Origin of the sequence: Ruthenibacterium sp. (genome assembly GCF_017421385.1) — a bacterium.
GTDB classification, from domain to species: Bacteria; Bacillota; Clostridia; order Oscillospirales; family Ruminococcaceae; genus Ruthenibacterium; species Ruthenibacterium lactatiformans.
Genome location: NZ_JAFOIN010000089.1, coordinates 59,612 through 82,435, shown reverse-complemented (window position 1 = coordinate 82,435; position 22,824 = coordinate 59,612). Strand labels below are relative to the sequence as shown.

General features: G+C 61.7%; 23 protein-coding genes. All 23 read left to right on the top strand.

Annotated features, from left to right (window positions below):
* The first annotated feature begins 188 nt into the window (after positions 1-188).
* The 23 genes from IIY41_RS10775 to IIY41_RS10665 all read left to right on the top strand — a co-directional run bounded on the left by IIY41_RS10775 (position 189) and on the right by IIY41_RS10665 (position 22,639).
* Entirely contained in the window at positions 189-650 is a 462-nt protein-coding gene (locus tag IIY41_RS10775; protein WP_287400690.1) for a zinc-ribbon domain-containing protein, read from the top strand.
* Between the two features lie 228 nt (positions 651-878).
* A complete protein-coding gene (locus IIY41_RS10770; RefSeq protein WP_050005952.1) occupies positions 879-2,138 on the top strand; it encodes a tRNA nucleotidyltransferase/poly(A) polymerase-related protein in 1,260 nt (419 codons plus the stop codon).
* A gap of 105 nt (positions 2,139-2,243) precedes the next feature.
* A complete protein-coding gene (locus IIY41_RS10765; RefSeq protein ID WP_050005953.1) occupies positions 2,244-2,624 on the top strand; it encodes a hypothetical protein in 381 nt (126 codons plus the stop codon).
* A 215-nt stretch (positions 2,625-2,839) separates the two neighbouring features.
* Positions 2,840-3,976 (top strand): 2-C-methyl-D-erythritol 2,4-cyclodiphosphate synthase, encoded by a 1,137-nt coding sequence (gene ispF / locus IIY41_RS10760; RefSeq protein WP_050005954.1) that lies wholly within the window; start codon positions 2,840-2,842, stop codon positions 3,974-3,976.
* 656 nt (positions 3,977-4,632) lie between these two features.
* Entirely contained in the window at positions 4,633-5,514 is an 882-nt protein-coding gene (cdaA, locus tag IIY41_RS10755) for a diadenylate cyclase CdaA (RefSeq protein WP_058724043.1), read from the top strand.
* Positions 5,495-6,820, top strand: coding sequence for a CdaR family protein (locus tag IIY41_RS10750; RefSeq protein WP_287400684.1), 1,326 nt, complete (start codon positions 5,495-5,497; stop codon positions 6,818-6,820). The genes cdaA and IIY41_RS10750 overlap by 20 nt, the downstream gene beginning before the upstream one ends.
* 2 nt (positions 6,821-6,822) lie before the next feature.
* Positions 6,823-8,409 (top strand): NAD(P)/FAD-dependent oxidoreductase, encoded by a 1,587-nt coding sequence (locus IIY41_RS10745; protein ID WP_287400694.1) that lies wholly within the window; start codon positions 6,823-6,825, stop codon positions 8,407-8,409.
* A 55-nt stretch (positions 8,410-8,464) separates the two neighbouring features.
* A complete protein-coding gene (locus IIY41_RS10740) occupies positions 8,465-9,628 on the top strand; it encodes a 5-bromo-4-chloroindolyl phosphate hydrolysis family protein (protein ID WP_009323566.1) in 1,164 nt (387 codons plus the stop codon).
* A 30-nt stretch (positions 9,629-9,658) separates the two neighbouring features.
* Positions 9,659-10,843 carry a 5-bromo-4-chloroindolyl phosphate hydrolysis family protein gene (locus IIY41_RS10735; protein WP_009323567.1) on the top strand — a complete coding sequence of 395 codons (1,185 nt, stop codon included), beginning with the start codon at positions 9,659-9,661 and terminating at the stop codon, positions 10,841-10,843.
* Positions 10,844-10,950: 107 nt separating this feature from the next.
* Positions 10,951-12,999 carry a single-stranded-DNA-specific exonuclease RecJ gene (gene recJ, locus IIY41_RS10730; RefSeq protein WP_009323568.1) on the top strand — a complete coding sequence of 683 codons (2,049 nt, stop codon included), beginning with the start codon at positions 10,951-10,953 and terminating at the stop codon, positions 12,997-12,999.
* Positions 12,999-15,176: a RelA/SpoT family protein gene (locus IIY41_RS10725; RefSeq protein ID WP_009323569.1), complete on the top strand. Its 2,178-nt coding sequence runs from the start codon at positions 12,999-13,001 to the stop codon at positions 15,174-15,176. The genes recJ and IIY41_RS10725 overlap by 1 nt, the downstream gene beginning before the upstream one ends.
* 28 nt (positions 15,177-15,204) lie before the next feature.
* Positions 15,205-15,660 carry a D-aminoacyl-tRNA deacylase gene (gene dtd / locus IIY41_RS10720; protein ID WP_009323570.1) on the top strand — a complete coding sequence of 152 codons (456 nt, stop codon included), beginning with the start codon at positions 15,205-15,207 and terminating at the stop codon, positions 15,658-15,660.
* 36 nt (positions 15,661-15,696) lie between these two features.
* Complete coding sequence (locus tag IIY41_RS10715) at positions 15,697-16,287, top strand: MBL fold metallo-hydrolase (RefSeq protein ID WP_055081072.1); 591 nt, start codon at positions 15,697-15,699, stop codon at positions 16,285-16,287.
* Between the two features lie 22 nt (positions 16,288-16,309).
* The gene (gene hemZ, locus IIY41_RS10710) at positions 16,310-17,770 is read left to right on the top strand and encodes a coproporphyrinogen dehydrogenase HemZ (protein ID WP_055081071.1); all 1,461 of its coding nucleotides are present in this window, start codon (positions 16,310-16,312) and stop codon (positions 17,768-17,770) included.
* Complete coding sequence (locus tag IIY41_RS10705; RefSeq protein WP_155201407.1) at positions 17,730-18,662, top strand: uridine kinase family protein; 933 nt, start codon at positions 17,730-17,732, stop codon at positions 18,660-18,662. Before hemZ ends, IIY41_RS10705 begins: the two co-directional genes overlap by 41 nt.
* 81 nt (positions 18,663-18,743) lie before the next feature.
* Positions 18,744-19,115 (top strand): zinc ribbon domain-containing protein, encoded by a 372-nt coding sequence (locus tag IIY41_RS10700; RefSeq protein WP_055081070.1) that lies wholly within the window; start codon positions 18,744-18,746, stop codon positions 19,113-19,115.
* Positions 19,116-19,399: 284 nt separating this feature from the next.
* Positions 19,400-20,209, top strand: coding sequence for a nucleoside triphosphate pyrophosphohydrolase (mazG, locus tag IIY41_RS10695; RefSeq protein WP_287400681.1), 810 nt, complete (start codon positions 19,400-19,402; stop codon positions 20,207-20,209).
* Positions 20,210-20,258: 49 nt separating this feature from the next.
* The gene (hbs, locus tag IIY41_RS10690; RefSeq protein ID WP_009323576.1) at positions 20,259-20,534 is read left to right on the top strand and encodes a non-specific DNA-binding protein Hbs; all 276 of its coding nucleotides are present in this window, start codon (positions 20,259-20,261) and stop codon (positions 20,532-20,534) included.
* A gap of 84 nt (positions 20,535-20,618) precedes the next feature.
* Positions 20,619-20,864 carry an RNA-binding S4 domain-containing protein gene (locus tag IIY41_RS10685; protein ID WP_009323577.1) on the top strand — a complete coding sequence of 82 codons (246 nt, stop codon included), beginning with the start codon at positions 20,619-20,621 and terminating at the stop codon, positions 20,862-20,864.
* 99 nt (positions 20,865-20,963) lie between these two features.
* Positions 20,964-21,263 (top strand): YabP/YqfC family sporulation protein, encoded by a 300-nt coding sequence (locus IIY41_RS10680; protein ID WP_009323578.1) that lies wholly within the window; start codon positions 20,964-20,966, stop codon positions 21,261-21,263.
* Positions 21,264-21,749 (top strand): hypothetical protein, encoded by a 486-nt coding sequence (locus IIY41_RS10675; RefSeq protein WP_009323579.1) that lies wholly within the window; start codon positions 21,264-21,266, stop codon positions 21,747-21,749.
* Positions 21,750-21,835: 86 nt separating this feature from the next.
* Positions 21,836-22,138: an FtsB family cell division protein gene (locus IIY41_RS10670; RefSeq protein WP_009323580.1), complete on the top strand. Its 303-nt coding sequence runs from the start codon at positions 21,836-21,838 to the stop codon at positions 22,136-22,138.
* Positions 22,139-22,213: 75 nt separating this feature from the next.
* On the top strand, positions 22,214-22,639 hold the full coding sequence (locus tag IIY41_RS10665) for a S1 RNA-binding domain-containing protein (protein WP_009323581.1): 426 nt from the start codon (positions 22,214-22,216) through the stop codon (positions 22,637-22,639).
* The last annotated feature ends 185 nt before the right edge of the window (positions 22,640-22,824 follow it).

Genomic DNA, 22,824 nt, shown 5'->3' with positions numbered 1-22,824 from the left:
GTTGTCCTGGCAGATGCGGTTCCAGCAGGCTCCATACCGCATCGCTGATGTCGTGGCGTTGTTGTTCATTGCTCATGGGAACACCTCTTTCGGCTCTCTTGCTCCCATTATACCATATCGCTCGTGTAAACACTATTTAACAAAATAGGTGGAAAAATTCAAACGATTGATTTCAAGGAGGAAAAGAAATGGCACTTATTAAATGTCCGGAATGCGGAAAAGAAATATCAGATGCAAGTACGGCGTGTATTCATTGTGGCTATCCGATAAGCAAGAATCCAGATGTGCAAGAGAAAGTGAAATCTAATATTGAAAACAAAGAAAAAGAAACGCCTAAATCGGAGGCTGAAGAGGAAAAAACTAAGGCGGGATGTATCTGGATAGGCTTTGCGGCGATAATGCTGCTTTTCTTTGCGATAGGAATTATGGGAGAGATTGATTCATCTTCTGCCTCTACAAAACCAAAAAGCTATACGCCAACATATGAATACAACATTCCAGACTATGAATACGATGTTCCGGATGATGGATTATCAGGCGGGGAATATTGGTGCATGGGGAAAGGGGACACTTGCCAGAACAAGACTTATAGTGCATATGATTTTTATTGTAGTTCTTGCGACCCGGATGGAGATAACATTGAGGGATAGCGGTAAAAGTCAAAAACTTGACACAAATCGACCCTTTGACTTTTGGCCGCACTTGTGAAAAATTTTTAGCAAAGGGAAAATAGCTTTAAAATATAAGGCTTCACTTTAACCCAAAGCGGGGAGAGGTGAAGCTTTTTTACATGGATATTCTTTTATGCGTCCTTTTTTCTATGCGTATTTTATGCTATACTATTACCGCAGAAATCGGCACGGAAAGGAGGCGCGCGCGTGGAAGTGGATATTTTGCTGCCCGCACCGGTGCGCAGCATTTTAAGCACGCTGCAGCAGCAGGGGCATTCCGCCTTTGCGGTGGGCGGCTGCGTGCGGGACAGCCTGATGGGGCGCGCGCCCCACGACTGGGACGTGTGCACCTCCGCCCGCCCCGGGGAGATCAAAGCGGCGTTTCCCGGGAAATGTCTTTCGGCGCCGGGCATACGCCACGGCACCGTAACAGTGCTGCTGGAGCACACGCCCTATGAGGTAACGACTTTCCGCACCGACGGCGCGTACTCCGACCACCGCCGTCCGGACAGCGTGCGATTCGTGCGCAGCGTCACCGACGACCTGGCCCGGCGTGATTTTACCGTCAACGCCATGGCCTATTCGCCCGCAGCCGGGCTGATCGATCCCTTCGGCGGCGCGGCAGACCTTGCGGCAAAACGCCTGCGCTGCGTGGGCGAACCGGCGCGCCGCTTCTCCGAGGACGTGCTGCGCGTGCTGCGCATGGCGCGCTTTGCGGCCACCATGGGCTTTTCTGTGGAGCCGCAGACGGCCGCTGCCGCGCTGGCGAAATGCGGCGCACTGACGGAGGTCGCCATAGAACGCAGCAGGGCGGAATTTTGCAAAATGCTCTGCGGCCGTCATGTGGCGCGTGTGCTGCGCAATTACCGCGCGCTGTTCGAGCCGCTGCTGCCCTGTCTGTCTCATGTGTCGGACGCGGCGTGGGAAAATGCGGTAAGCGCTATTCAGGCCGCGCCGGACGATCTGACGGTGCGTATGGGCCTGCTGTTCTGTGCCGTGGAACCGGAGCAGGCCGCAATATTGTGCCCGGACGCAAAAACAGCGGAAATTGCGGCGCAGCTTGCGCTGTACGCCGACGCGCCGCTGCAGGCGCTGCCACCCGTCATTCGGCGGTGGCTGCACACGCTGGGTCCGGAAGTGCTGCGGGGCCTGACGCTGCTGCAGGCGGCCCGGGCCGTAGCCCACGGCGACGGCGTGCGGCAGGATGACCTGCGGGATTTTGCCGCGGCGCTCGGCCGGACGCTGGCCACGGGCGCGTGCTACGACCGATCGATGCTGGCCGTGAACGGCGCAGACGCGCTGGCGGCGGGCATTCGCGAGGGCGTGGCTGTGGGCGCCGCGCTGGAGGAGCTTTTGGAAAAGGTCATCGAGGGGACGCTGCCAAACAGCCGCGGCGTGCTGTTGGAGCAGCTTGCATCCATGGGCGGCACGGGCGCGGACAGCTGTGAGCAGGAGTCTCTGTTCTGACGCGAGCCTTTGCTTTTGAAAAATGCAGCGAAGACGTTTTGGCATGTTCGGCGTTATATCCATGTGGAATGAAGAACAGAAGAAACAGGGAAAGGCGGCGGCGCGATGGACCGCAGACGGGTGTTCCGAAATGCGTTTTTGTGGAACGCGCTTGTATCGGCGCTGATGGCAGGGGCGGCATTATACGCGCGCTCCGGCGCGCGGGGCTGGCTTGCGGCCGGCTGGTGTATTGGTGTGGCGGCTTCGGCCGCGGCGCTGGCCTGCTTTTGCAAAGCATGGGCCGCCGCGCCAGACGGCACAGCGGTAACGGGCTGGTATCTTTTGCGGGTGGCGGCGATGTTGGCCGCTGTTGCGGGGACAGCGGCATTTTCCATGGAGGGCGCGCTGGGGGCCATTCTGCCGCAGCTTGCACAGGGGCCGCTCCTTGCGGCGGCGATGCTGTGGGAGGAACGGCGCGAGCACAAAAAAGATGAAAGACCGCATTGACCGCCGCGAAGCAAGGCCGGATGAAGCTGCTTGAGAAGGCGGCTTTTGAAGCGGCAAAACATGCGTGCGGTTCAGGCGGCGCAGAGAGTCGAGACCGCCGCCCAGGCACCGGCCTTTGCGGCGTCCGGAATGGGCGTTGGGTATAGGCGGCACAGAGATTCAGGGCGGCCGTCAAAACAGCAGCCTTCCCATTATTAAAAAAGGAGATGAGCGCGATGGTGCATGGGCATACAGTGGCGGCGGTTATCGTGGCGGCGGGGGCGTCCCGCCGGATGGGATTCGACAAGCTGGCCTATCCGCTGGACGGCGGCACAGTTTTGGAAAAGAGCGTCCGCGCGTTCGATACGCACCCGGCCATAGACGAGATCCTATTGGTGGCGGGAGAAAACGCTCCGCAGGCAGCGCTGCTGGCCGCGGCCTGTGCCAAGCCCGCAAAGACCGTAGCTGGAGGTGCCACGCGCGTGCAGAGCGTGCGTGCGGGCCTGGATGCGGTGAATGCGGAATATGTGGCCATCCACGACGCGGCGCGCCCGTTCGTCACGCCTCAGGTGATATGGGATGCGCTGGAGGCCGCGTATGAAACAGGGGCAGCTGCGCCGGCCGTCCCGGTGAAGGACACCGTAAAGGTGGCGGCGGACGGCCTCGTGGTGGAAACGCCCGCGCGGGAAAAGCTGTACGCCGTGCAGACGCCGCAGTGTTTTCGCACCGCGCTGTACCGGCAAGTGCTGGCGCAGGTGTGCTGTGACGCAGTGACGGACGACTGTTCGGCCTTTGAACTGGCGGGCCTGCCTGTGCGGCTGACACAGGGCGATTACGCAAACTACAAGATCACTACGCGGGAGGATCTGCCCGCGCCGGAAAAAAACGGAGGGAACGGCATGCGCATCGGGCATGGATATGACGTACACAGGCTGGTGGAAGGCCGCGCGCTGGTTTTAGGCGGTGTGACGGTGCCGTATGAAAAGGGGCTGCTTGGCCATTCGGACGCGGATGTGCTGACGCATGCGGTGATGGACGCGCTGCTGGGCGCGGCCGCGCTGGGTGATATCGGAAAGCTGTTCCCCGACACCGACCCCGCTTACAAGGGCGCGGACAGCATTGCGCTGCTGCAGGAGGTTGGCCGTGTGCTGGCGCGCGCGGGCTGGGCGGCAGGCAACATCGACGCTACGCTTTTGTGCCAGGCGCCAAAGCTGGCGCCGCATATCCCCGCAATGCGGGAAAATCTGGCGGCGGCGCTGGGCATTTCCGCAGAGGATGTTTCCGTCAAGGCTACCACGGAGGAAAAGCTGGGCTTCACAGGCAGCGGCGAGGGCATTGCCGCACACAGCGTGTGCCTGCTGCGCCGGATATGAGGGCGCATGCGGGACGAAGCGTAAAAATATGCGCGCGCCGTGCTTTTCTGCGGTAAAACTCTTTTGCGGCGGCCATATTTATGGTATAATATGTCCGTTTAGCGAATGCGAGCCGCAGGCGAAGTATGAACTTAGCGGTGTAGATACCATGTTTCTTAGTGAACACGAGCGGTGCGCGAAGTGTGAGCTTGGAAATATGGTATAGCCATAACCTCAAAGCCGCCGTTTGCGCGGCTGCGCGTGTGCGTTGCACGCGCCCCTGTGCCGGTGCGCAGGGCTTTGAGAACATTGAACCATGCAAAACCGCAGCAGGTGCGGTTTTGTTGAGGCCGCTTTGCAGCGTCATGGTATAATATGTCCGGTTGGTGAATGCGAGCCGCAGGCGAAGCATGAGCCTAGCGGCATAGATACCATGTTTCTTAGTGAACACGAGCGGTACGCGAAGTGCGAGCTTAGAAATATGGTATAATATATCCGTTTGGCAGATGCAGACCGAAAGCGGAGCGGAAGCCTGGAAACAGGGTATACGGATCAATGGCTTGTTTGGGTTTCTCCGCAGCGTGCAGATGGCGGGCCGCGCAGCCGCGCGCGGCAGAGGAGCGCGGCGAATTTTTAATTTCCCCGGCATGCCGGGGCGGCGGAACGGAGGCCGGAAGGTGACGGAGCAGTTACAGTCCATCTGGTATAATTTCATATTGAACGTCAAGGGGAATTTTAACCCCATCGTGGATCTTTTGGACATCCTCGTGGTGACGTTTTTAATTTACGAGGCCATCTCGCTGGTGCGCCAGACGCGCACCGCGCAGCTTGCAAAGGGCATCATTGCCGTGCTGCTGGCGTATGCCGTGGCAAATCTGCTGGGCATGCGCACACTGGCGTGGCTCATCAACAGTATCATGAGCTTCGGCATCATTGCGTTGGTGGTGGTGTTCCAGCCGGAGCTGCGCCGCGCGCTGGAACAGGTGGGACGCACAAGCCTGTTCGGCATGCAGCTGTTCAAAGGCAAGGCGGACCCGGGGGATCTGCGCGCCAAATGGCAGAGCGCCATCGTGGCGGTGTGCGATTCCGCCGAGCAGCTGGCCGATTCCCGCACGGGCGCGCTGGTGGTGCTGGAGCGCCGCACCAATCTTTCCGAGATCATCAAAACAGGCACCGTGCTCAACGCCGATATTACGCCGGAGATGCTGGGCACGATATTCTATGAAGGCACGCCGCTGCACGACGGCGCCGTTGTTGTGCGCGACGGCCGTATCGAGGCCGCGGGCTGCTTTTTGCCGCTTTCAAACAACCTGGAGATCGGCAAGGACATGGGTACGCGCCACCGCGCGGCCCTTGGCATGAGCGAGAATTCCGACGCGGTTGTCGTGGTTGTGAGCGAGGAGACCGGCATCATCTCGCTGGCCAAAAACGGCGTGCTCATCCGCCGGCTGGACAGGCAGAATCTGTTCAACCTGCTGGAGGGTGACATGGTCCCGCCGGCCGTCGAAGAGAAAAAACGCCCGTTCTGGAGGAGAAAGCATGAAAAACAACACGAATAACGCTCCCTCGAACGCGTCCTCCCAGGCCAAACCCATGGGCCGGTTTGAAAAACTGTTTTCCAACCGGTGGTTTGCAATGGCGGTTTCCGCAATGCTGGCCGTGCTGCTTTGGCTTGTTGTTATAGCGCAGGAGCCGACGCAGACACGCACCATTACTGTGTCCGGTGTTTCCTATGATTACAATTCAGCTTTGTATACCGGTGCGTCTTTGGACATTGTGAAACGCGAGGATACTAAGGTCAGCGTGGTGATTTCGGGTGACAGCAGCGCGATCAATGAGGTAGACCCCGCCGACATCGTCGTGTATCCCGATTATACCGAGGTTTCCCGTTCAGGCATGCCCGGCGAATACACGCTGCGGCTGCAGGCTCGCCGCGCGGATACGTCTTTGACAAAATTTGATATCGACTCCATCTCGCCCGCATATGTGGATGTGACGTTTGCGCAGATCGGCACGCAGAAATTCACCGTGGAAGTGGAAGCCAGCGTGGACCCGGCCGAGGGGTATTATCTGGGCGAAAAACAGGCGTCCCCCGCCGAGGTGACGCTGCGCGGGCCTGTGGACGAACTGGCGCGCGTGGCGCGGGTGGTGGCCCGCGTGGAGAGCGATGAAAAGCGCGACCGCACGATGCTGGACAGCGCGGCGCTGGAATTTCTGGACGCGGACGGCCATGCCATCACAGACAGCAGCATCACGGTGCTGGAGGGTGAACAGGTGGAGGTGACGATCCCTGTACTGAAGCTGAAGGAGGTGCCGCTGAAGTTTGAGTTCAGCAATGTGCCGGCCGGATACGACCCCGCCGAGCTGAACGCCAGCATCTCCCCGGCGACCATCCGCATCGCCGGTGCGGCGGATACGGTGGACGGCATCGAAAGCGTGAACGTGGGCTTCATCAACCTGGCGCGGGTCCAGTTGGGCAAGGCCGAGACACTGAAGATCCAGCTGAGCGAAGGACTTGTGAATGTGGATGACGTGCAGGAGGCCACAGTTACTTTTGATACCAGCGGCTACGGCGAGCCGCGCGCCATCACGGTGAGCGATATCCGCGTGGTGAACGCGCCCTCCGGTGTGGATGTGAAGGTCATCACCGAAAGCATCAACAATGTAACGCTGGTAGGCGAGGCCGAGGAGCTGGCGGCCATCTCGCCATCGGACGTCATCGCACAGGTGGACGCCTCGGCGCAGAATATTACGGTAAAGGGAAGCGGACAGCAGCAATTCAGCGCGCAGATCATCGTTACGGGCACAAAGACGGTGTTCGCCACGGGGGCGTACTCCGTGCTGTGCGACATCACGGTGAAGTGACGATGCTGCTGGTGAGAGATATCCGCCTGCCGCTTGCGGCGGGCGAACAGGAGGCTGTGGCGGCGGCCCTGAAAAAAACAGGGCTGCCGCGTCACGGCATAAAAAATACGGGCATTGCGAAGCTTTCGGTGGACGCACGGCATGGAAGGCCCAGCCTTGTGTACACCGTTGCCCTGGAACTTGCCGACGAGGGTGCGGAGCGTTCGTTCGAACGCTTTGCGCCCTATGTTTCAATAGCGGCGCCCGCCGCATTTACTGTGCATAACGGCACACGGCCGCTGGCGCATCCGCCGGTGGTGTGCGGCTTTGGCCCGGCGGGACTGTTTGCGGCGCTTCTGTTGGCGCGGCAGGGGTTCCGGCCCATCGTGCTGGAGCGGGGGCCGGCCATGGAGCAGCGCGCACAGGCGGTGGAGCGCTTCAACGCGGCGGGCCTGCTGGACGAAAACGCCAATATCCAGTTCGGCGAAGGCGGCGCGGGTACGTTTTCAGACGGCAAGCTCACCACACGCATCAACGACCCGCTGTGTGCTTTTGTCACCCGAACGCTGCTGGCGCATGGCGCGCCCCGGGATATTGCCTACAAGCAGAAGCCGCACATCGGCACCGATGCGCTGCGGGATGTTATTGTGTCTATCCGGCGGGAGGTCGAGGCGCTGGGCGGGAAGGTGCTTTTCAACACGCCGCTCACCGGCCTGCGCGTGCGGGACGGGCGGCTTGCGGCGGTGTGCACGCCGCAGGGCGAGCTGCCCTGCGGTGCGCTGCTGCTCGCGCCGGGGCACTCGGCCCGGGATACATTTGAAATGCTGGACGGCGCGGGTTTTACTCTGCAGGCAAAGCCTTTTTCGGTGGGCTTTCGGGCCGAGCACCTGCAGCGCCGCATTGAAGAAAGCCTTTACCACGATGCGGCGGGCCATCCGGCTTTGCCGAGGGGTGAGTACCAGCTTTCCCAGCATGTGGGCGGACGGTGCGTTTACACCTTCTGTATGTGTCCGGGCGGCAGCGTGGTGGCGGCCGCCAGCGAAACGGGCCGCGCAGTGACCAACGGCATGAGCCTGCACGCGCGGGATGGAGAAAACGCCAACGCCGCCGTGGTGGTGAGTGTGAACGAAGCGGATTTCGGCGGCGATGCCCGGCGTGCCATTGCGTTTCAGCGGGAGCTGGAGACAAAGGCATACGCAGCGGGCGGCGGCGGCTACGCGGCGCCCGCCGAAAATGTGCGCAGCTTTTTGGAAGGCGCAGGCATGCTGCACACCGGCGTGGTGAAGCCCACCTACCCGCGCGGCGTGACAGCCTGTGATCTGGGCAGCCTGCTTCCCGGCGAGCTTACGGGCGCTCTGCGCGCAGGGCTTTCGGCCTTTGAGCGGAAGCTACGCGGCTATACCGCGCCGGAGGCGGTGCTCACCGGGCTGGAGACGCGCACGTCCAGCCCCGTGCGCCTGCCGCGGGATGAAAACGGCGAGAGCACCGATGTGCGGGGCGTTTGGCCCTGCGGCGAGGGGCCAGGCTACGCGGGCGGTATCATGTCCGCGGCAGTGGATGGCCTGCGGGCCGCCGCACGCGTGGCGCAGAATTTTTCTCCCGCACCTTGAGCGGGAGGCTGGAACCCGACGGAAAAATCGAATATCCACCATATCGGAGGAACCTATGAACGACCCGTACAACGGAAATGGACGCAAAAGCCCGGAGGACGACCTGGGCAGAAGCATTGAAAAAGAAGTGAAGGAAACCATCGGAACCGTGGCGGCCGCGCTGCAGGACGCCGCGCGAGAAGTGAGTACCTCGCTGCGGGACAACGAAAGCGTGCAGCGTACCGTGAAAGACCTGGGCGCTGCGGCCAGGGACGGCGTGCAGGGCATCCAGAGCGCCATCGCCCAGGCACAGAAAAATGCTGAGAAGGAAAAGCGGCGCCGCAAACGGCGGGATTATGCAAAAAAGGCAAACGGCGCGCTCAGCGAGGCGGGCGGCCTGATGCTGCCTGCGGGCATTTTGGCGGCGTGCGCGTTTTCTGCTTTTGAACCGGGGGACCCGGCCGGGGCGTTGATCCTGGGGTTCATTTCGCTGTGGTTTTTCGCAGGCGCATTTGGCGCATTTCTCAAATCGCGCACGCTGCGGCGTATCGCCACATACCAAAGCGTGCTGGGCGAGCGTTCCTACTGCACACTGCAGGAGCTTTCGGAGCTTACAGGCAAAAGCCAGGGAGCCGTCCGCAAAGATCTGTTCCGACTGATCAGCTCGGGAAAATATGAGGATGTTTACCTTGCGCCGGACGGCACGCGCCTGTTTTCGGGTGAGACGGCGTACCGGCTGTATCTGGCCCAGCGGCAGGCGCAGCAGGAAGCCGGGGCCCGGCGGCAGGCGCAGCCCGCACGGCCGGAGCCGGCGGGCGTTCTGGCTGAGTGCCGCGCATTTTTGAGCGATCTGCGTGAACAGCAGCGCCTTATCAGCGACGCGCCCGTACTGGAGCAGGTACAGCGCATCGAGGAGCAGACAGTGCAGATCATCGCCTGGCTGGAAAAGCACCCCGGCGGCGAGAGCCAGATCCGCAGGTTTGTCAGCTACTACATGCCCACCACGCTCAAACTGCTGCGCACTTACAACGAGGTGGACCCGCAGGCCGACAGCAGTGCTGTTGCCGCGGAAATACAGACGGATATCTGCGGTATCCTGTACACCATCAACACCGCGTTCCAGAGCCTGCAGGACAACCTGCTGAAGGATACCGCGATGGACGTTTCCGCCGAGATCTCGGCGCTGGAAACAGTGCTGGCCCAGGAGGGCCTGACCAAAGACGAGCTGCTCGGCCGGTAGGGCGGGCGGGGAAGAAGGGAGCGCTGGAGTTTGGGCGCGTTCGTTTTTATCATCATTCTGTTGTTGGTCATCGTGCCGCGCATGCGCCAGGAAAGTGTGCGCCGCACGCCGTATGGAAAAGAGCATCGCGGCACACAGTATGGATACAGGGCCGCCGGAAAGGGCGGCGCACAGGTGCAGCCCGCGCAGTACAGCTATCCCGCCGGGGCACAGGCGCAGGGCGCCGCAGGCACGGGCGGTGCGCCGAATCCGGACGCTCCGGGCCGCCAAAGCAACGATACGCTGCGGGGCAAGCAGCTGTTGGGCATGTGCGCGGGCATTGCGGGCGGCGCTTGGGCCGCACTGATGGGCGTGGCGGCGCTGGGCGGTGTCAGCGAGGTGATCTGGTGCATCAGCAACGGTTTTTCCTTTGGAGATGAGCTGATGCTGGTTGTGATACCCGCGCTTTTGGCCGCGGGAGGCTGGAAGGCCGCACAGGCCGGCTTTGCCCTGATGAACCGGATCAAGCGGTTCCGGCTGTATGATGCGATCATCGGCGAGCGCCGCGTGTGCCCGGTATCTGATATTGCGCGTGCCAGCGGCCGCAAGCCCGAGGAAGTGGAACGCGACCTGCTCGACATGGTGCGGCGCGGCTATTTTCCGCTGGGCTTTGTGGACGCCGAGACCGCCTGCTTTTATGCCGACAATGCCGCCTGGCGTGCACAGAACCCCGAGCGTGCCCGCCAGCAGGACGCTCCGCTGGGCAAAGAGCAGCCCCGGCCCGCGCCCGCCGCGCAGGAGCCTGTCCCGGAGGATGAGCCCGGCGGCGGATATTTGCGGGAGCTGGAGCGCCAGCTTGCACGCATTGAAAACGCCGACATCCGCGCCAAGGCGGCGCGGCTGCGCGAGCACACCGAGGATATCTTTGCCTGGGTGAAGCTGCACCCAGAGTGCGCCGACGACGCGCGGCGCTTTTGCAGCTATTATCTGCCCACAGCCGTCAAGCTGCTGAATACCTACAATGAGGTGGCGCCGCATGCCGATGAAAGCAGCGTGGCGGCGGGCATCCAGAGCGAGGTGTCCCAGGTGCTGGACACTATGTCCACCGCCTTCCGGGGCCTGATGGACAATCTTTTGCAGAACACCGCCGTGGATATGCAGGCCGAGATCTCGGCGCTGGAGACGGTGCTGGCCCAGGAGGGGCTGGCGCAAAACGGCTTTACGATGCAGAAATGAGACGCGCCGTTTGTCCGGCGGCCGCGGCTGTGTAATTTTCAGAACCGCCTGTCCGGGGAAGGCCCCGGAAAAAAACCGTGATTTTTTGTGAGAAGGAGACCCATTCCATGTTTTACCGTCCCTGGCAGACCGTCCGCCCCGACCCAGCCCGCTCCGCCGCGCTCAGCGCGGCGCTGGGCATGCCGCGCCTTGTGTGCGACGTGATGTGCGCCCGTGGGCTGGACACACCCGAAGCGGCGCGCGCCGTGTGCGGCGGCGGGGACGCTTTGTCTGACCCGATGCTCCTTTCCGGCATGGAGGCGGCCGTGGCACGCATCCACCGCGCCATCGACGACGGCGAGCGCATCGCCGTATTCGGGGATTACGATGTGGACGGCGTGACAGCCACCGCGCTGCTGTATACCTATCTGGATTCCGCCGGTGCGGACGTTTATTACAAGCTGCCCAGCCGGGATGACGACGGCTACGGCCTTTCCGAGACGGCGGTGGACCTGATGGCCGCCAAGGGCGTGAGCCTGATTGTCACCGTAGACAATGGCGTTTCGGCAAATGCGGCCATTGCCCACGCCAAAGAGCAGGGCGTGGACGTGGTGGTGACGGACCATCATCTGCCGCCGCAGACGCTGCCGGAGGCTGCGGCCATCGTGAATCCCCAGCTCCCCGGCGACGAAAGCCCGTGCAAGACGCTCTCGGGCGCGGGCGTGGCCTTCAAGCTGGCTGCGGCCCTGGACGGCTGCACGCCGGACGAGATGCTGCCTTTTTACGGGGACCTCGCTGCCATTGGGACGATTGCGGACATTATGCTGCTTGAGGGTGAGAACCGGCGCATCGTCAAGGCGGGGCTGGCACTTTTGCAGCAGACGGAGCGTCCGGGCATCGCGGCGCTCATCGAGGCCTGCGGCCTTGGGGGCAAGGAGCTGACGGCGGAAAATGTCTCTTTTGGGCTGGCGCCGCGCCTGAACGCGGCGGGCCGTATGGACAGCGCCGCCGCCGCGCTGGAACTGCTGCTGTGTGAGGACCCGGAGGAGGCCGAAGCGATTGTGGCCGGGCTGGAAGCACAGAATGCGGCCCGGCAGAAGGCCGAGCAGGATATTTTGCAGGGCGTGCTGGACAGCGTTGCCGCGGATGAGACCTATGGCGCGGACCGTATCCTTGTCGTGTGGGGCCGAGGCTATCACCAGGGCGTTATCGGCATCGTGGCCTCCCGCGTGGTGGAGCGCTTCGGCAAGCCGGCCATCATCGTATCCGTTGACGAGAACGGCGAGGGCAAGGGGTCCGGCCGCAGCATCGCGGGCGTTTCGCTGTACAATGCCATCGCCGCCTGCGGAGACCTGCTCATCCGGTTCGGCGGACACGCGCTGGCCGCCGGGCTGTCTGTGCGGGAGGAAAATCTGCCCGCGTTCCGCAAGGCGGTCAACGCGTGGGCCGCGCAGGAGCACCCGGTGCTCAAGCGCCCGGCGCTGCGGCTGGACGCGCCGCTGGCGCTGTCCGGCCTGAAAGAAGAGGACGTGGCCGCGCTGTCGGTGCTCGCGCCGTTTGGCCACGGCAACCCCACGCCGGTATTTTTTGTGGAAAACGCTGTGATCGACGCAGTATATCCCCTCAGCGAGGGCAAGCACACGCGCCTGCGCCTGAAGCAGGGCGGCGGAGTGCTGTATGCGGCGGTGTTCGGCCAGGGGCCGGGCGCGCTGGGTTACAATGTGGGTGACGCGGTGGACGCGGCGGTGTGCCTTTCGGTGTTCGAGGGCAAGAACGGGCCGATGATCTCCGCGCGCATCAAGGAGCTGCGCCCGGCCGGGCTGGACGAGGCATACCTGGAGGGCACGGAGCTGTATGAGGCGCTGATGTGCGGCGCGCCGCTGACAGAGAGCCAGCGGCGGGCGCTGCTGCCCGCCCGTGCGGACACCGTGGCGCTGTACCGCGCCGTGGGCGCTGCCCGCGACGGCGTGCCGGCGGGCGACCTGCGCCCGCTGTTTGCCAAGCTGGGCGCGCGGGGCGCAGGTAAGGCGCTTGTCTCGCTGGAGGCGCTGCGCGAGCTGAGTCTGTTGGAGCAGCGCGAAACGCCTCAGGGCGCACGGTGGTGCCTGGTGCCCGCGGCGGGCAAAAAGGACCTGGCATCCGCGCCGATTTTACGCAGACTGGAGGCAGCGCAGTGATGGAAGAAAAAGCGAAAAATGCCGTAAAGACTTTTGAAGACCTGGCGCAGGCCGTGGCGGATTCCGGCCGCCCATACGACGCCGGGCGCATCGAAAAGGCTTACGAGATGGCTGCGGCGGCCCATGCGGGGCAGACGCGCCTTTCCGGCGAAAGCTATGTCAGCCACCCCGTTGCCGTGGCGTGCCTTGTGGTGGACCTGGGCTTGGATACGGACTCCGTGGTGGCCGCGCTGCTGCATGACTCCGTGGAGGACACCGAGACCACGGCGGAGGACGTGAAGGCTGCTTTTGGGCCGGACGTAGCGCTGCTCGTGGACGGCGTCACCAAGCTGGGACGCATCAAGTTTTCCTCAGTGGAGGAGCAGCAGGCTGAAAACCTGCGCAAAATGCTGCTTGCCATGAGCAAGGATGTGCGCGTGATGCTCATCAAGCTGTGCGACCGGCTGCACAACATGCGCACCGGCGACGGCTGGCCCGAACAGAAACGCCGTGACAAGGCGCTGGAAACCATGGAGGTGTATGCTCCCATTGCCCACCGTCTGGGTATGAGCAATGTAAAGGAGGAGCTGGAGGACCGCAGCCTGCAGTATCTGGACCCTGTGGGCTATGAGGAGATCACCTCTTTCCTGGCCCAAAACGGCGGCGCGGATTCGTTCATCAGCGGCATTGCGGACCGCATCAAGGAGCGCCTGGCCGAGAACGGAATGGACAAATGCACCATCAAAAAGCGCATCAAGAGCGTATACGGCATCTACCGCAAGATGTATATGCAGAACCGCACGTTTGAGGAAATTTACGATGTGTACGCGGTGCGCATCATTCTGGACACAGTGGGCGAATGCTACAATGCGCTGGGCGTCATCCACGACATGTACCATCCCATCCCCAGCCGCTTCAAGGACTATATCTCCACACCCAAGCCCAATATGTACCAGTCGCTGCACACGACGGTCATCGGACATGAGGGAATTCCCTTTGAGGTGCAGATCCGTACCTGGGAGATGGACCAGACCGCCGAATACGGCGTGGCGGCCCACTGGAAATACAAGGCGGGCGTGAGCACGAAAGATAAGCTGGACGACCGTATCGCCTGGGTGCGCCAGCTTCTGGAAAGCCAGCGGGAGAGCGAGGATGCCGGCGACCTGCTGCGGGACATCAAAAGCGAGCTGCTGCCCGAGGAGGTGTTCGCTTTTACGCCGAAAGGCGACGTCATCAATCTGCCCGCGGGAGCGACCGTCATCGACTTCGCCTACGCCATCCACTCAGCCGTGGGCAACCGCATGGTGGGCGCGAAGGTGAACAGCCGAATTGTGCCCATAGACCACAAGGTGGTGACGGGCGAGATCATCGAGATCATAACCGGCCCCAAGGATAAGGGGCCCAGCCGCGACTGGCTGAACCTGGTTGCCACCAGCGAGGCCAAGAACAAGATCCGCAACTGGTTCAAAAAGGAACGCAAGGAAGAAAACATCACCGAGGGCAAGGCAGCTCTGGACAAGGAGATGCGCCGCAACCTCATCACCATCCCTGAGGAAAAGTACGACGAATTTATGGCTGACCTTGCGCGCCGCCAGCGCCTGAACACGCCGGAAGAGCTGTACGCGGCCATCGGCTACGGCGGCATCCAGCTCTCCCGCCTGATGATAAAGATCAAGGACGAATACACGAAGCTGCTCAAGGAACAAAGCCCTGCCGAGGTGCTTCAGGTCCCCATCAAAAAGCAGAAATCCAGCGAGGGCGTTATTGTGGAAGGGCTGGACAACTGCCTGGTCAAATTTGCAAAGTGCTGCAACCCGCTGCCGGGGGACGATATCATCGGCTTCATCACGCGCGGCTTTGGCGTTTCCATCCACAAGCGCTCGTGTTCCAACGCGCGGGCCGGCCTTCTGGGCGACGACGCGCCCCGCTGGGTGAACGCCCATTGGGCGGAAAGCGTGAAGGAGAGCTTCAAATCCTCGCTTGAGATCTCGGCCATGGACCGCGACGGCCTGATGGCCGACGTGGCGGGCCTCATCGCGGAGATGCATCTGCCCTGCTACGCCATCTCGGCACGGCAGCTGGCCGACGGCCGTGCCACAATGGCGCTGACCATCGGCGTGAACAACACCGAGCATCTGAACACCGTCATCGCGCGGCTGAGGAAAATCAAGAGCATCACCACCATTACCCGCGTGTGAGCGGAAAAAAGGCACGGAGGAATGAACGATGAGAGCTGTCATCCAGCGCGTGAGCGCGGCGGACGTTGTTGTGAACGGCGGCGCGCCGCGCGCCATTGGCCGCGGGCTGATGATCCTTCTGGGCGTGCGGGACACCGACACGCTGGACGTCTGCGAAAAGCTGGCGCAGAAATGCGCGGGCCTGCGTATCTTTGAAGACGCCGGCGGCAAGCTGAACGTTTCGGCCGAGGAGCTGGGCTGCGAGGCGCTGGTAGTGTCCAATTTCACGCTGTACGGCGATACGAAAAAGGGCAAGAGACCCAGTTTCATCGCCGCGGCAAAGCCGCCGCTTTCGGTGGAGGCGTATGAAGCATTCGTGGCCGAGCTGCGAAAAACAGGCCTGGCCCGTGTGGAGACGGGTGAATTCGGTGCCGATATGAAGGTGACACTGACCAACGACGGCCCTGTGACCATCGTGATCGACACCGACGAATGGAAGCGCTGAGTGCGGCGTGCCGCCTGAAAAACGAAGGAGAAGGATATGAAAATATACCATATTCCCGCGGCGCCGCCGCTGTACACCAACACGTTTCTGCTGGTGGGGGAAAACGGCCTGGCCGCTGCCGTCGATCCGGCTGCCGGGGCGCAGGAATATCTGCGGCTGCTGGAGCAGGAGGGCGCGCGGCTGACGCATATCCTGCTGACGCACGGCCATTACGACCATGTGGGCGCAGTGGAGGAACTGCAGCGGAAAACGGGTGCGAAGGTCTGGCTGGCCCCGCAGGACGCGTGCGGCGGTGAGCTTTTTCCGTTCACCACGCCGGACAACGCCTATGCGGACGGAGAGGAGATCCGCGTGGACACGGATCTCGCGTTCCGCGTCATCGCCACGCCCGGCCACAGCGCCGGGTCCGTCTGCCTGCTGTGCGGCGGTCTGCTGTTCAGCGGCGACACGCTGTTCGCGGGGGACGTGGGCCGTACGGACCTGCCCGGCGGCAGTTGGGACACACTGCGGGAAAGCCTGAAAAAGCTGTGCGCCGCAGTGACGGAAAACGTGCAGGTCCTGCCCGGCCACGAGGAGTTTTCCACCATGGACCGGGAACGGGCGAACAATCGGTATCTGCAATTTTAACAAAAAGATAGGAATTAATCATATGGAGATCTATATCCGGGGCCTTGCCTCCGGCTACGAGCCCGAGCATGTGGCGCGGCTGTTTTTTCAGCCCGCGCTGCTGGCGAAACGGTGGCCCGCCCGCGGGGCGGACGCCGTTGCGGTGCTGCGGGGCAAAAAACGTTTTGTATGCGGCGTGCGCATGAACGGCCTGTGCGCTGTGCGCACTGCGCCGCTGGCGCAGGACACGCCGCCGGAGCAGGCGGAATATGAGATATGCCGCCTGCTGTTTCTGCTGCTGTGCGAGGCCACGGGCCGCCGCCCGGCCTGGGGCATGCTGACGGGTGTGCGGCCGGTGCGGCTGGTTCACGACATGCGCCGCGCCGGTAAGGCGCAGGAAGAGATAGAGTCGTTCTTTCGGGATAAATACTTTGCAGACGGCGAAAAATATAAGCTGGCGGTGCGGACGGCGGACAATCAGGCGCCCGTACTGGCGCTGAACACGCCGCGCAGCTACAGCCTGTACATCTCCATTCCGTTCTGTCCGTCCCGATGCAGCTATTGCAGCTTTGTTTCCCGCACCACTGCGGAATCGGGCAGCCTCATTGAGCCTTATGTCCAGGCGCTGTGCCGCGAGCTTGCGGAGATCAGCGCGCTGGCGCGGCGCAACCGGCTGCGGCTGGAGACCGTCTACATCGGCGGCGGTACGCCGACGGCGGTTTCGGCCGCGCAGCTGCGCACGCTGATGCAGGCCGTGCGCGACAATTTCGACGTGCCCGCTGTACGTGAGTATACCGTGGAAGCCGGCCGGCCGGACTGCACCACGCCGGAGAAGCTGGCCGTCATCAAAGAATACGGCGCCACGCGCATCTCCATCAATCCGCAGACATTATCGGACGAGGTGCTGGCGGCCATTGGCCGCAGGCATACTGCGCAGGATGTTCTGGACTGCTTTGCACAGGCGCGGCGGCTGGGCCACGGGAACATCAATATGGACCTCATCGCGGGGCTGCCGCTGGATACGCCTGCACGGTTTGCGCAGACGCTGCAGGGGGTGCTGGCGCTTGCGCCGGAGAACATCACGGTGCATACGCTCACGCTCAAGCGTGCCTCAAACCTCGTTATCGAGCACGCGCCGAATGCCTATGGGGATGTGGCACGCATGCTGGATTCCTGCGCGCTGCTGGGGGAAAACGGTTATGAGCCGTATTACCTGTACCGCCAGAAGGGCACGCTGCAGAATCTGGAGAACACGGGCTACACCAGGCCCGGCTATGCGGGGCTGTACAACGTGTTTATTATGGAGGAGGTGCACACCATCCTTTCGGCGGGAGCGGGCGGTTCCACCAAGCTGGTGGGGCCGGACGGGCACATCCGGCGCATCTTCAACCATAAATATCCGTTGGAATACATCGAGCGCTTTGATGTGGTGCAAGCGCGCAAGCAGGGAGTTGACGACTTTTATGCCAAATACGCTGATCTGGATCCCGAAACGGCTCGTTGAACTGGGCCTTGTGAACGTGGCGGCCCGCTCGCCCGAGGCGTTCATTGACTACTGCGAGCAGGACTATGCCGCACGCGTCGAGCACGCGGCTACGTGCGTGCGGGAGAGCGGCGCGCATGTGGTGATGCTCACCGGGCCGTCTGCCTCCGGCAAAACGACCACCGCCCACAAGCTGGCGGACTGCATTGCCGCCCATGGGCGGCGCAGCGCGGTGGTGTCGCTGGACAATTTTTACAAGGACCTGAAGGATTATCCCCGTCTGCCCGACGGCAGTGTGGATTATGAGAGCGTGGACGCACTGGATATCTCGGCCATCAACCGTTGTCTGCTGGAGCTCATCCGCACGGGCCGAACACAGATTCCGGATTTCGATTTCTGCGGAGAGCGCCGCCGCCACGGCGTTATCCCCGTGGAGGTGGGGGACGGTGTGGTGGTCATCGAGGGCATCCATGCGCTGAACCCCCGCCTGACGGCGCTGCTGCCCGAGGGCAGCGCGTTCAAGATCTATGCGGGCATGCGGGAGGAATACTCCCGGGACGGCCAGCGCATTCTGCCCACGCGGGACGTGCGCCTGGCACGCCGCATGGTGCGGGACCACAAGTTCCGCGGCCACAGCTTGGAAAAGACTTTTTCCATGTGGCCCGCCGTCTGCGAGGGAGAGGATAAGAACATCAAGGTTTTCAAACCCGAAGCAGACCTGCTGCTGGATACCAGCTTTTCCTACGAGGTGTGCTGTCTTGCGCCTTTTGTCACCGCGCTGCGGGGTGAGCTTGCGCCGGGAACGCCTTATGCGGCGCAGCTGGAAAGCTTGTGCAGCCGTTTTGCACTGTGCATGCCGCTGCCCGAACAGAGCATCCCCAGGACGTCCATGCTGCGGGAATTCATCGGATGAATGCATTGCAAAGCGCGCGGCTTCATACTATACTATAATCAAAGCTCAAGTAAAACAGGTAAAATAAGAGAGGTGCTGGAAATGACCACGTTCGATAAACTTAAGGGCGCGGCCGCCACGCTGGCGGACGCGGCCGTAAAGACAACAGGAGACCTGGCCCAGAAGGGCAAAAAGCAGATGAACCTGCTGGCGCTGGAAAACAAGCTGAGCCGCGCCCAGCGCCAGCTTGGCGCTCTGGTGTATGCGCTGCACAAAAACGGCGAGGAAAACACGGCGCTGGTAGAGCGCTACATAGAGACCATCGCGGCTGTCGAAAAGGATATCGCGGCGCTGGAGCCTGCGCCAGCAGCCGCCATGGCAGACGATGCACAGACGGCTGTCTACTGCCCCCAGTGCGGCGCGGAGGTAGACCCACATGCCATATTTTGTCCTGGGTGCGGGGGCAAACTGTAACGGGCCGAAAATGCGCTTTGCGGTGATCCGCAGGCGCAAAAAAATATAGCGGGGCCGGCGCGCCGCGCTCCCGGAAAAGGGGAGCGCGGCGCGCTTTTCTGCCCTTTGGCGTGCGCCCATGGCGCATGGTGTCCGCGCAAGAAAAACGGTTCCGCGCAGTTTGGGGCCGCAGATGTAAAAAAAGCCCGCGGATGGGGGCAAATCCGGGAAAAAAAGGGCCAAACTACTTGCAAAGTGAGGGCCTATCATGTAAAATCTATGGAGTAGACGGAAAGGGGTATTCCATGAACGGGCTGACGCAGAAAGAACGCTATAACATGGAAGACCTGCTGGAGATTGTCGCATTGCTGCGGGATCCGGAAAATGGCTGCCCGTGGGATAAGGTGCAGACGCATACGTCCATCCGCAAGAATTTTATCGAAGAGACCTACGAAGTGGCGGACGCCATCGACCTTGCCGATGCCAGCCTTCTGTGCGAGGAGCTGGGCGATGTGTTGCTCCAGGTGGCTCTGCACACGCGTATGGAGGAAGAACAGGGGGCGTTCACGTTCGGGGACGTCTGTACGGGCATCTGCAAAAAGCTCATCTACCGGCATCCGCATATTTTTGGGGACGCCGGCGCACAGACGCCGGACGAGGCGCTGCAGAATTGGGAGGCGCTCAAGCGCCGGGAAAAGCACCGCGAAGGCGCGGGGGATGACCTGGACAGCGTGCCCGCGGCCCTGCCGGCGCTGATGCGCAGCCGAAAGGTGGCCAAACGCGCGGCTGACCACGGCTTCACCTATCCCGACGCGCAGGCTGCCATCGCGGACCTGGAACAGGAGCTGACGGAGCTGAAGCAGGCTGTGGCGCAGGGCAGTGCGGATGCGCAGCAGGAGGAATTGGGCGACGTGCTGTTTTCTGCGGCGAACGTATCGCGCTTTCTGGACTGCGACGCGGAAGAGGCGCTGGACGCCGCAACGGTGAAATTTATGCGGCGCTTCAGGGAAATGGAACGCCTGGCCGCCCAGCAGGGCTGCGCGGTGGATGATTTAAGCGCCGCAGAGTTGGACAAACTATGGAAAAGAGCAAAAGAGGTTTTTACAAAGCGCTAACCGTGCTTTGAAAACATACACTCAATCATTATTTCGGAGGTTTATTACAATGACCAAAGTTGATCTGATCGCGAAAGTTGCCGCTGAGGCTGAATTGACCAAGAAGGACGCCGAGAAGGCTGTCGCTGCTGTTCTGGACGGCATCACCGAGGCCTTGAAGGCCGGCGACAAGGTTGCTCTTGTCGGCTTCGGCACGTTTGAGACCCGCGAGCGCCCCGCCCGCAAAGGCCGCAACCCCCGCACGAAAGAGGAGATCACGATCCCCGCTACCACCGCTCCCGCTTTCAAGGCCGGCAAGGCTCTGAAGGACGCCGTGGCGAAATAAGCGATATCGGCCCTTTTCCATGCAGCCGGAGGACAAGCCCTCCGGCTGCATTTTTCTTACAAGACAACAGAAAGGAGCGCAGCCATGCGCATTGACAAATTTATGAAGGTGAGCCGTCTCATCAAACGCCGCACTGTGGCCAACGAGGTGGCGGACGCCGGGCGCATCACAGTGAACGGCAAGCCCGTTAAGGCAAGCTATGCCGTCAAGGAAGGCGACGTCATCGAGGTGGCGTTCGGCCAGAGGCCCGTGCGCGTGAAGGTGGTATCCACCGAGGCGCCCACAGGCAAGGACCTTGCCCGCGAGATGTACGTGGTGCTTTCGGAGTAAGCCGTTTTGGTTTGCACGCAGACCCTTCGGCTTCCTGCGCGCCGTCATATGCGCGCCGCTCTTTGCATACACATGGTGATAAAGAGAGGTGCAAAACAAATGACGATCAATCCGGCCGCCCCGGCGGCGAACCAGGCGCGGCAAACGCCGCACAGTGTTGTAATAGAGGACCGCAAGCGTCTTACAGCGACGGGCATTTTGTCCATCGTCTCCTACGACTCTTTCACGGCCACGCTGGAAACGCCCGGCGGCACGCTTGCCATCGGCGGTGAAGGGCTGACGGTCAGCGAGCTTTCCGTCCAGACGGGCGAGGTGAAGATCAACGGTTCCATCGAATATGTCCAGTACACCGCCAAACGGGAAAAACAGGAATCCCTGTTTAAAAGGCTGGTGCGGTAAATGGTTGGCGGAGTCCCGGTGGGGCTCGCGCTGCGGGATCTGTTCTACGCCGCCGGGCTGGGGTTTCTTCTGTGTGTGGGCTACAGCGCCGCACGCATGCTGCTGGGTTCAGGCAAAGCGGTATGCTTTATCTGCGACGCCGCTGTGCTGGCCGTGGGGGCGCTTTTGTACCGCAGCGCGGCCATGAGCCGTTTTTATGCAGGCCAGCCGCGCTGGTATACGCTGGCGGGATGTGTGCTGTGTTTTTTGGCCAGCCGCGCCGCACTGGAGCCTCTGCTTTCCGGCGTCGAAGCGTTCGTTCGCTGGTGCCTGGCCTGGCCGTTCGTAATGCTGTGGCGCGCGGTGCTGCGCCCGTTTGCGGGTGCGGTTTCGGCGCGTTTTCAGCGTGTGCGTACGGCGCACAGCGCCGGCCGTGTGAAAAAAAGCCGGGCAGCCAGAAAGAAAAGGTTGCAAAACAGCGGCCGCGTGTTGTATAATTCAAAGTGACACTGGGGGAAGTGTACCCTTTTGTGGATGGAGCATCCCCGTGCGGCCGTGCTGCAAAACGCGCCGGCCGGGGAAGAGAAAGGTTTATGGCAGAGAGAAAGCGCAAACAGAAAAAAGGCTTTTCGGCCCTTGCGGTACGCATAGGGCTTGTTTGCGTTTGCATCTATCTGTGCGTGTCGCTTGTATTTGCGCAGATCGACATCGTTTCCAAGCGCCAGCAGCTGGAGAACCTGACGCAGCAGGTAGCCGCCCAGGAGGCGGCCAACACCGAGCTGCAGCGCACACTGGATTCCGGCGACGAAGCGGCGTATATGGAGCGCATCGCGCGCGACAAGCTGGGATATGTGCTGCCCGGCGAGCATATCTATGTGGATATGTCGGGGGACTGACTGCACCGGTTTTGGTAAGCATTGCGGCTTCGCAATTTTTATAACTTTATTTAACGTAAGGAGTTATCGCAATCCATGGCAGTAGAGGTAGGAAGCATCGTAGAGGGCAAGATCACCGGCGTAAAAAAATTCGGCGCGTTCGTGGCTTTGCCCGGCGGCCAAACCGGCATGGTACACATTTCCGAGGTGTCCAACGAGTATATCCAGGAGCTTTCCGACGTTTTGAGCGAAGGACAGACCGTGAAGGTGAAGGTGATGAGCATCTCGCCCGAGGGCAAAATCGCGCTTTCCATCAAGCGCACTGAGCCGCGCCCCCCGCGCCCCCAGCGCGCGGATACCGGCCGCACCTGGCAGCCCCGCACTCAGTCGCAGCCGCAGGGTGAAATGTCGTTTGAGGACATGATGAGCCAGTTCAAATCCCGCAGCGAGGAAAAAATCTCCGACCTGCGCCGCGTCACCGAGGCGCGCCGCGGCGGCGGTTACTCCCGCCGGGGGCATTGAGCGGGCAGAGCCTGCGGCGCGCGGGCTTTTCCGGCGTATAATGAAAGAAATCTCCGCTCAAAGCGGCGCGGCTTGTTCAGTTGCGCCGCTTTTTAATTTACATTGCGTGCGAATTGTATATTTTTTGTGTATGCTAAAATAACATTTTGTAAATATTGCCTATAAAATCCTTGTAAAATCACGTG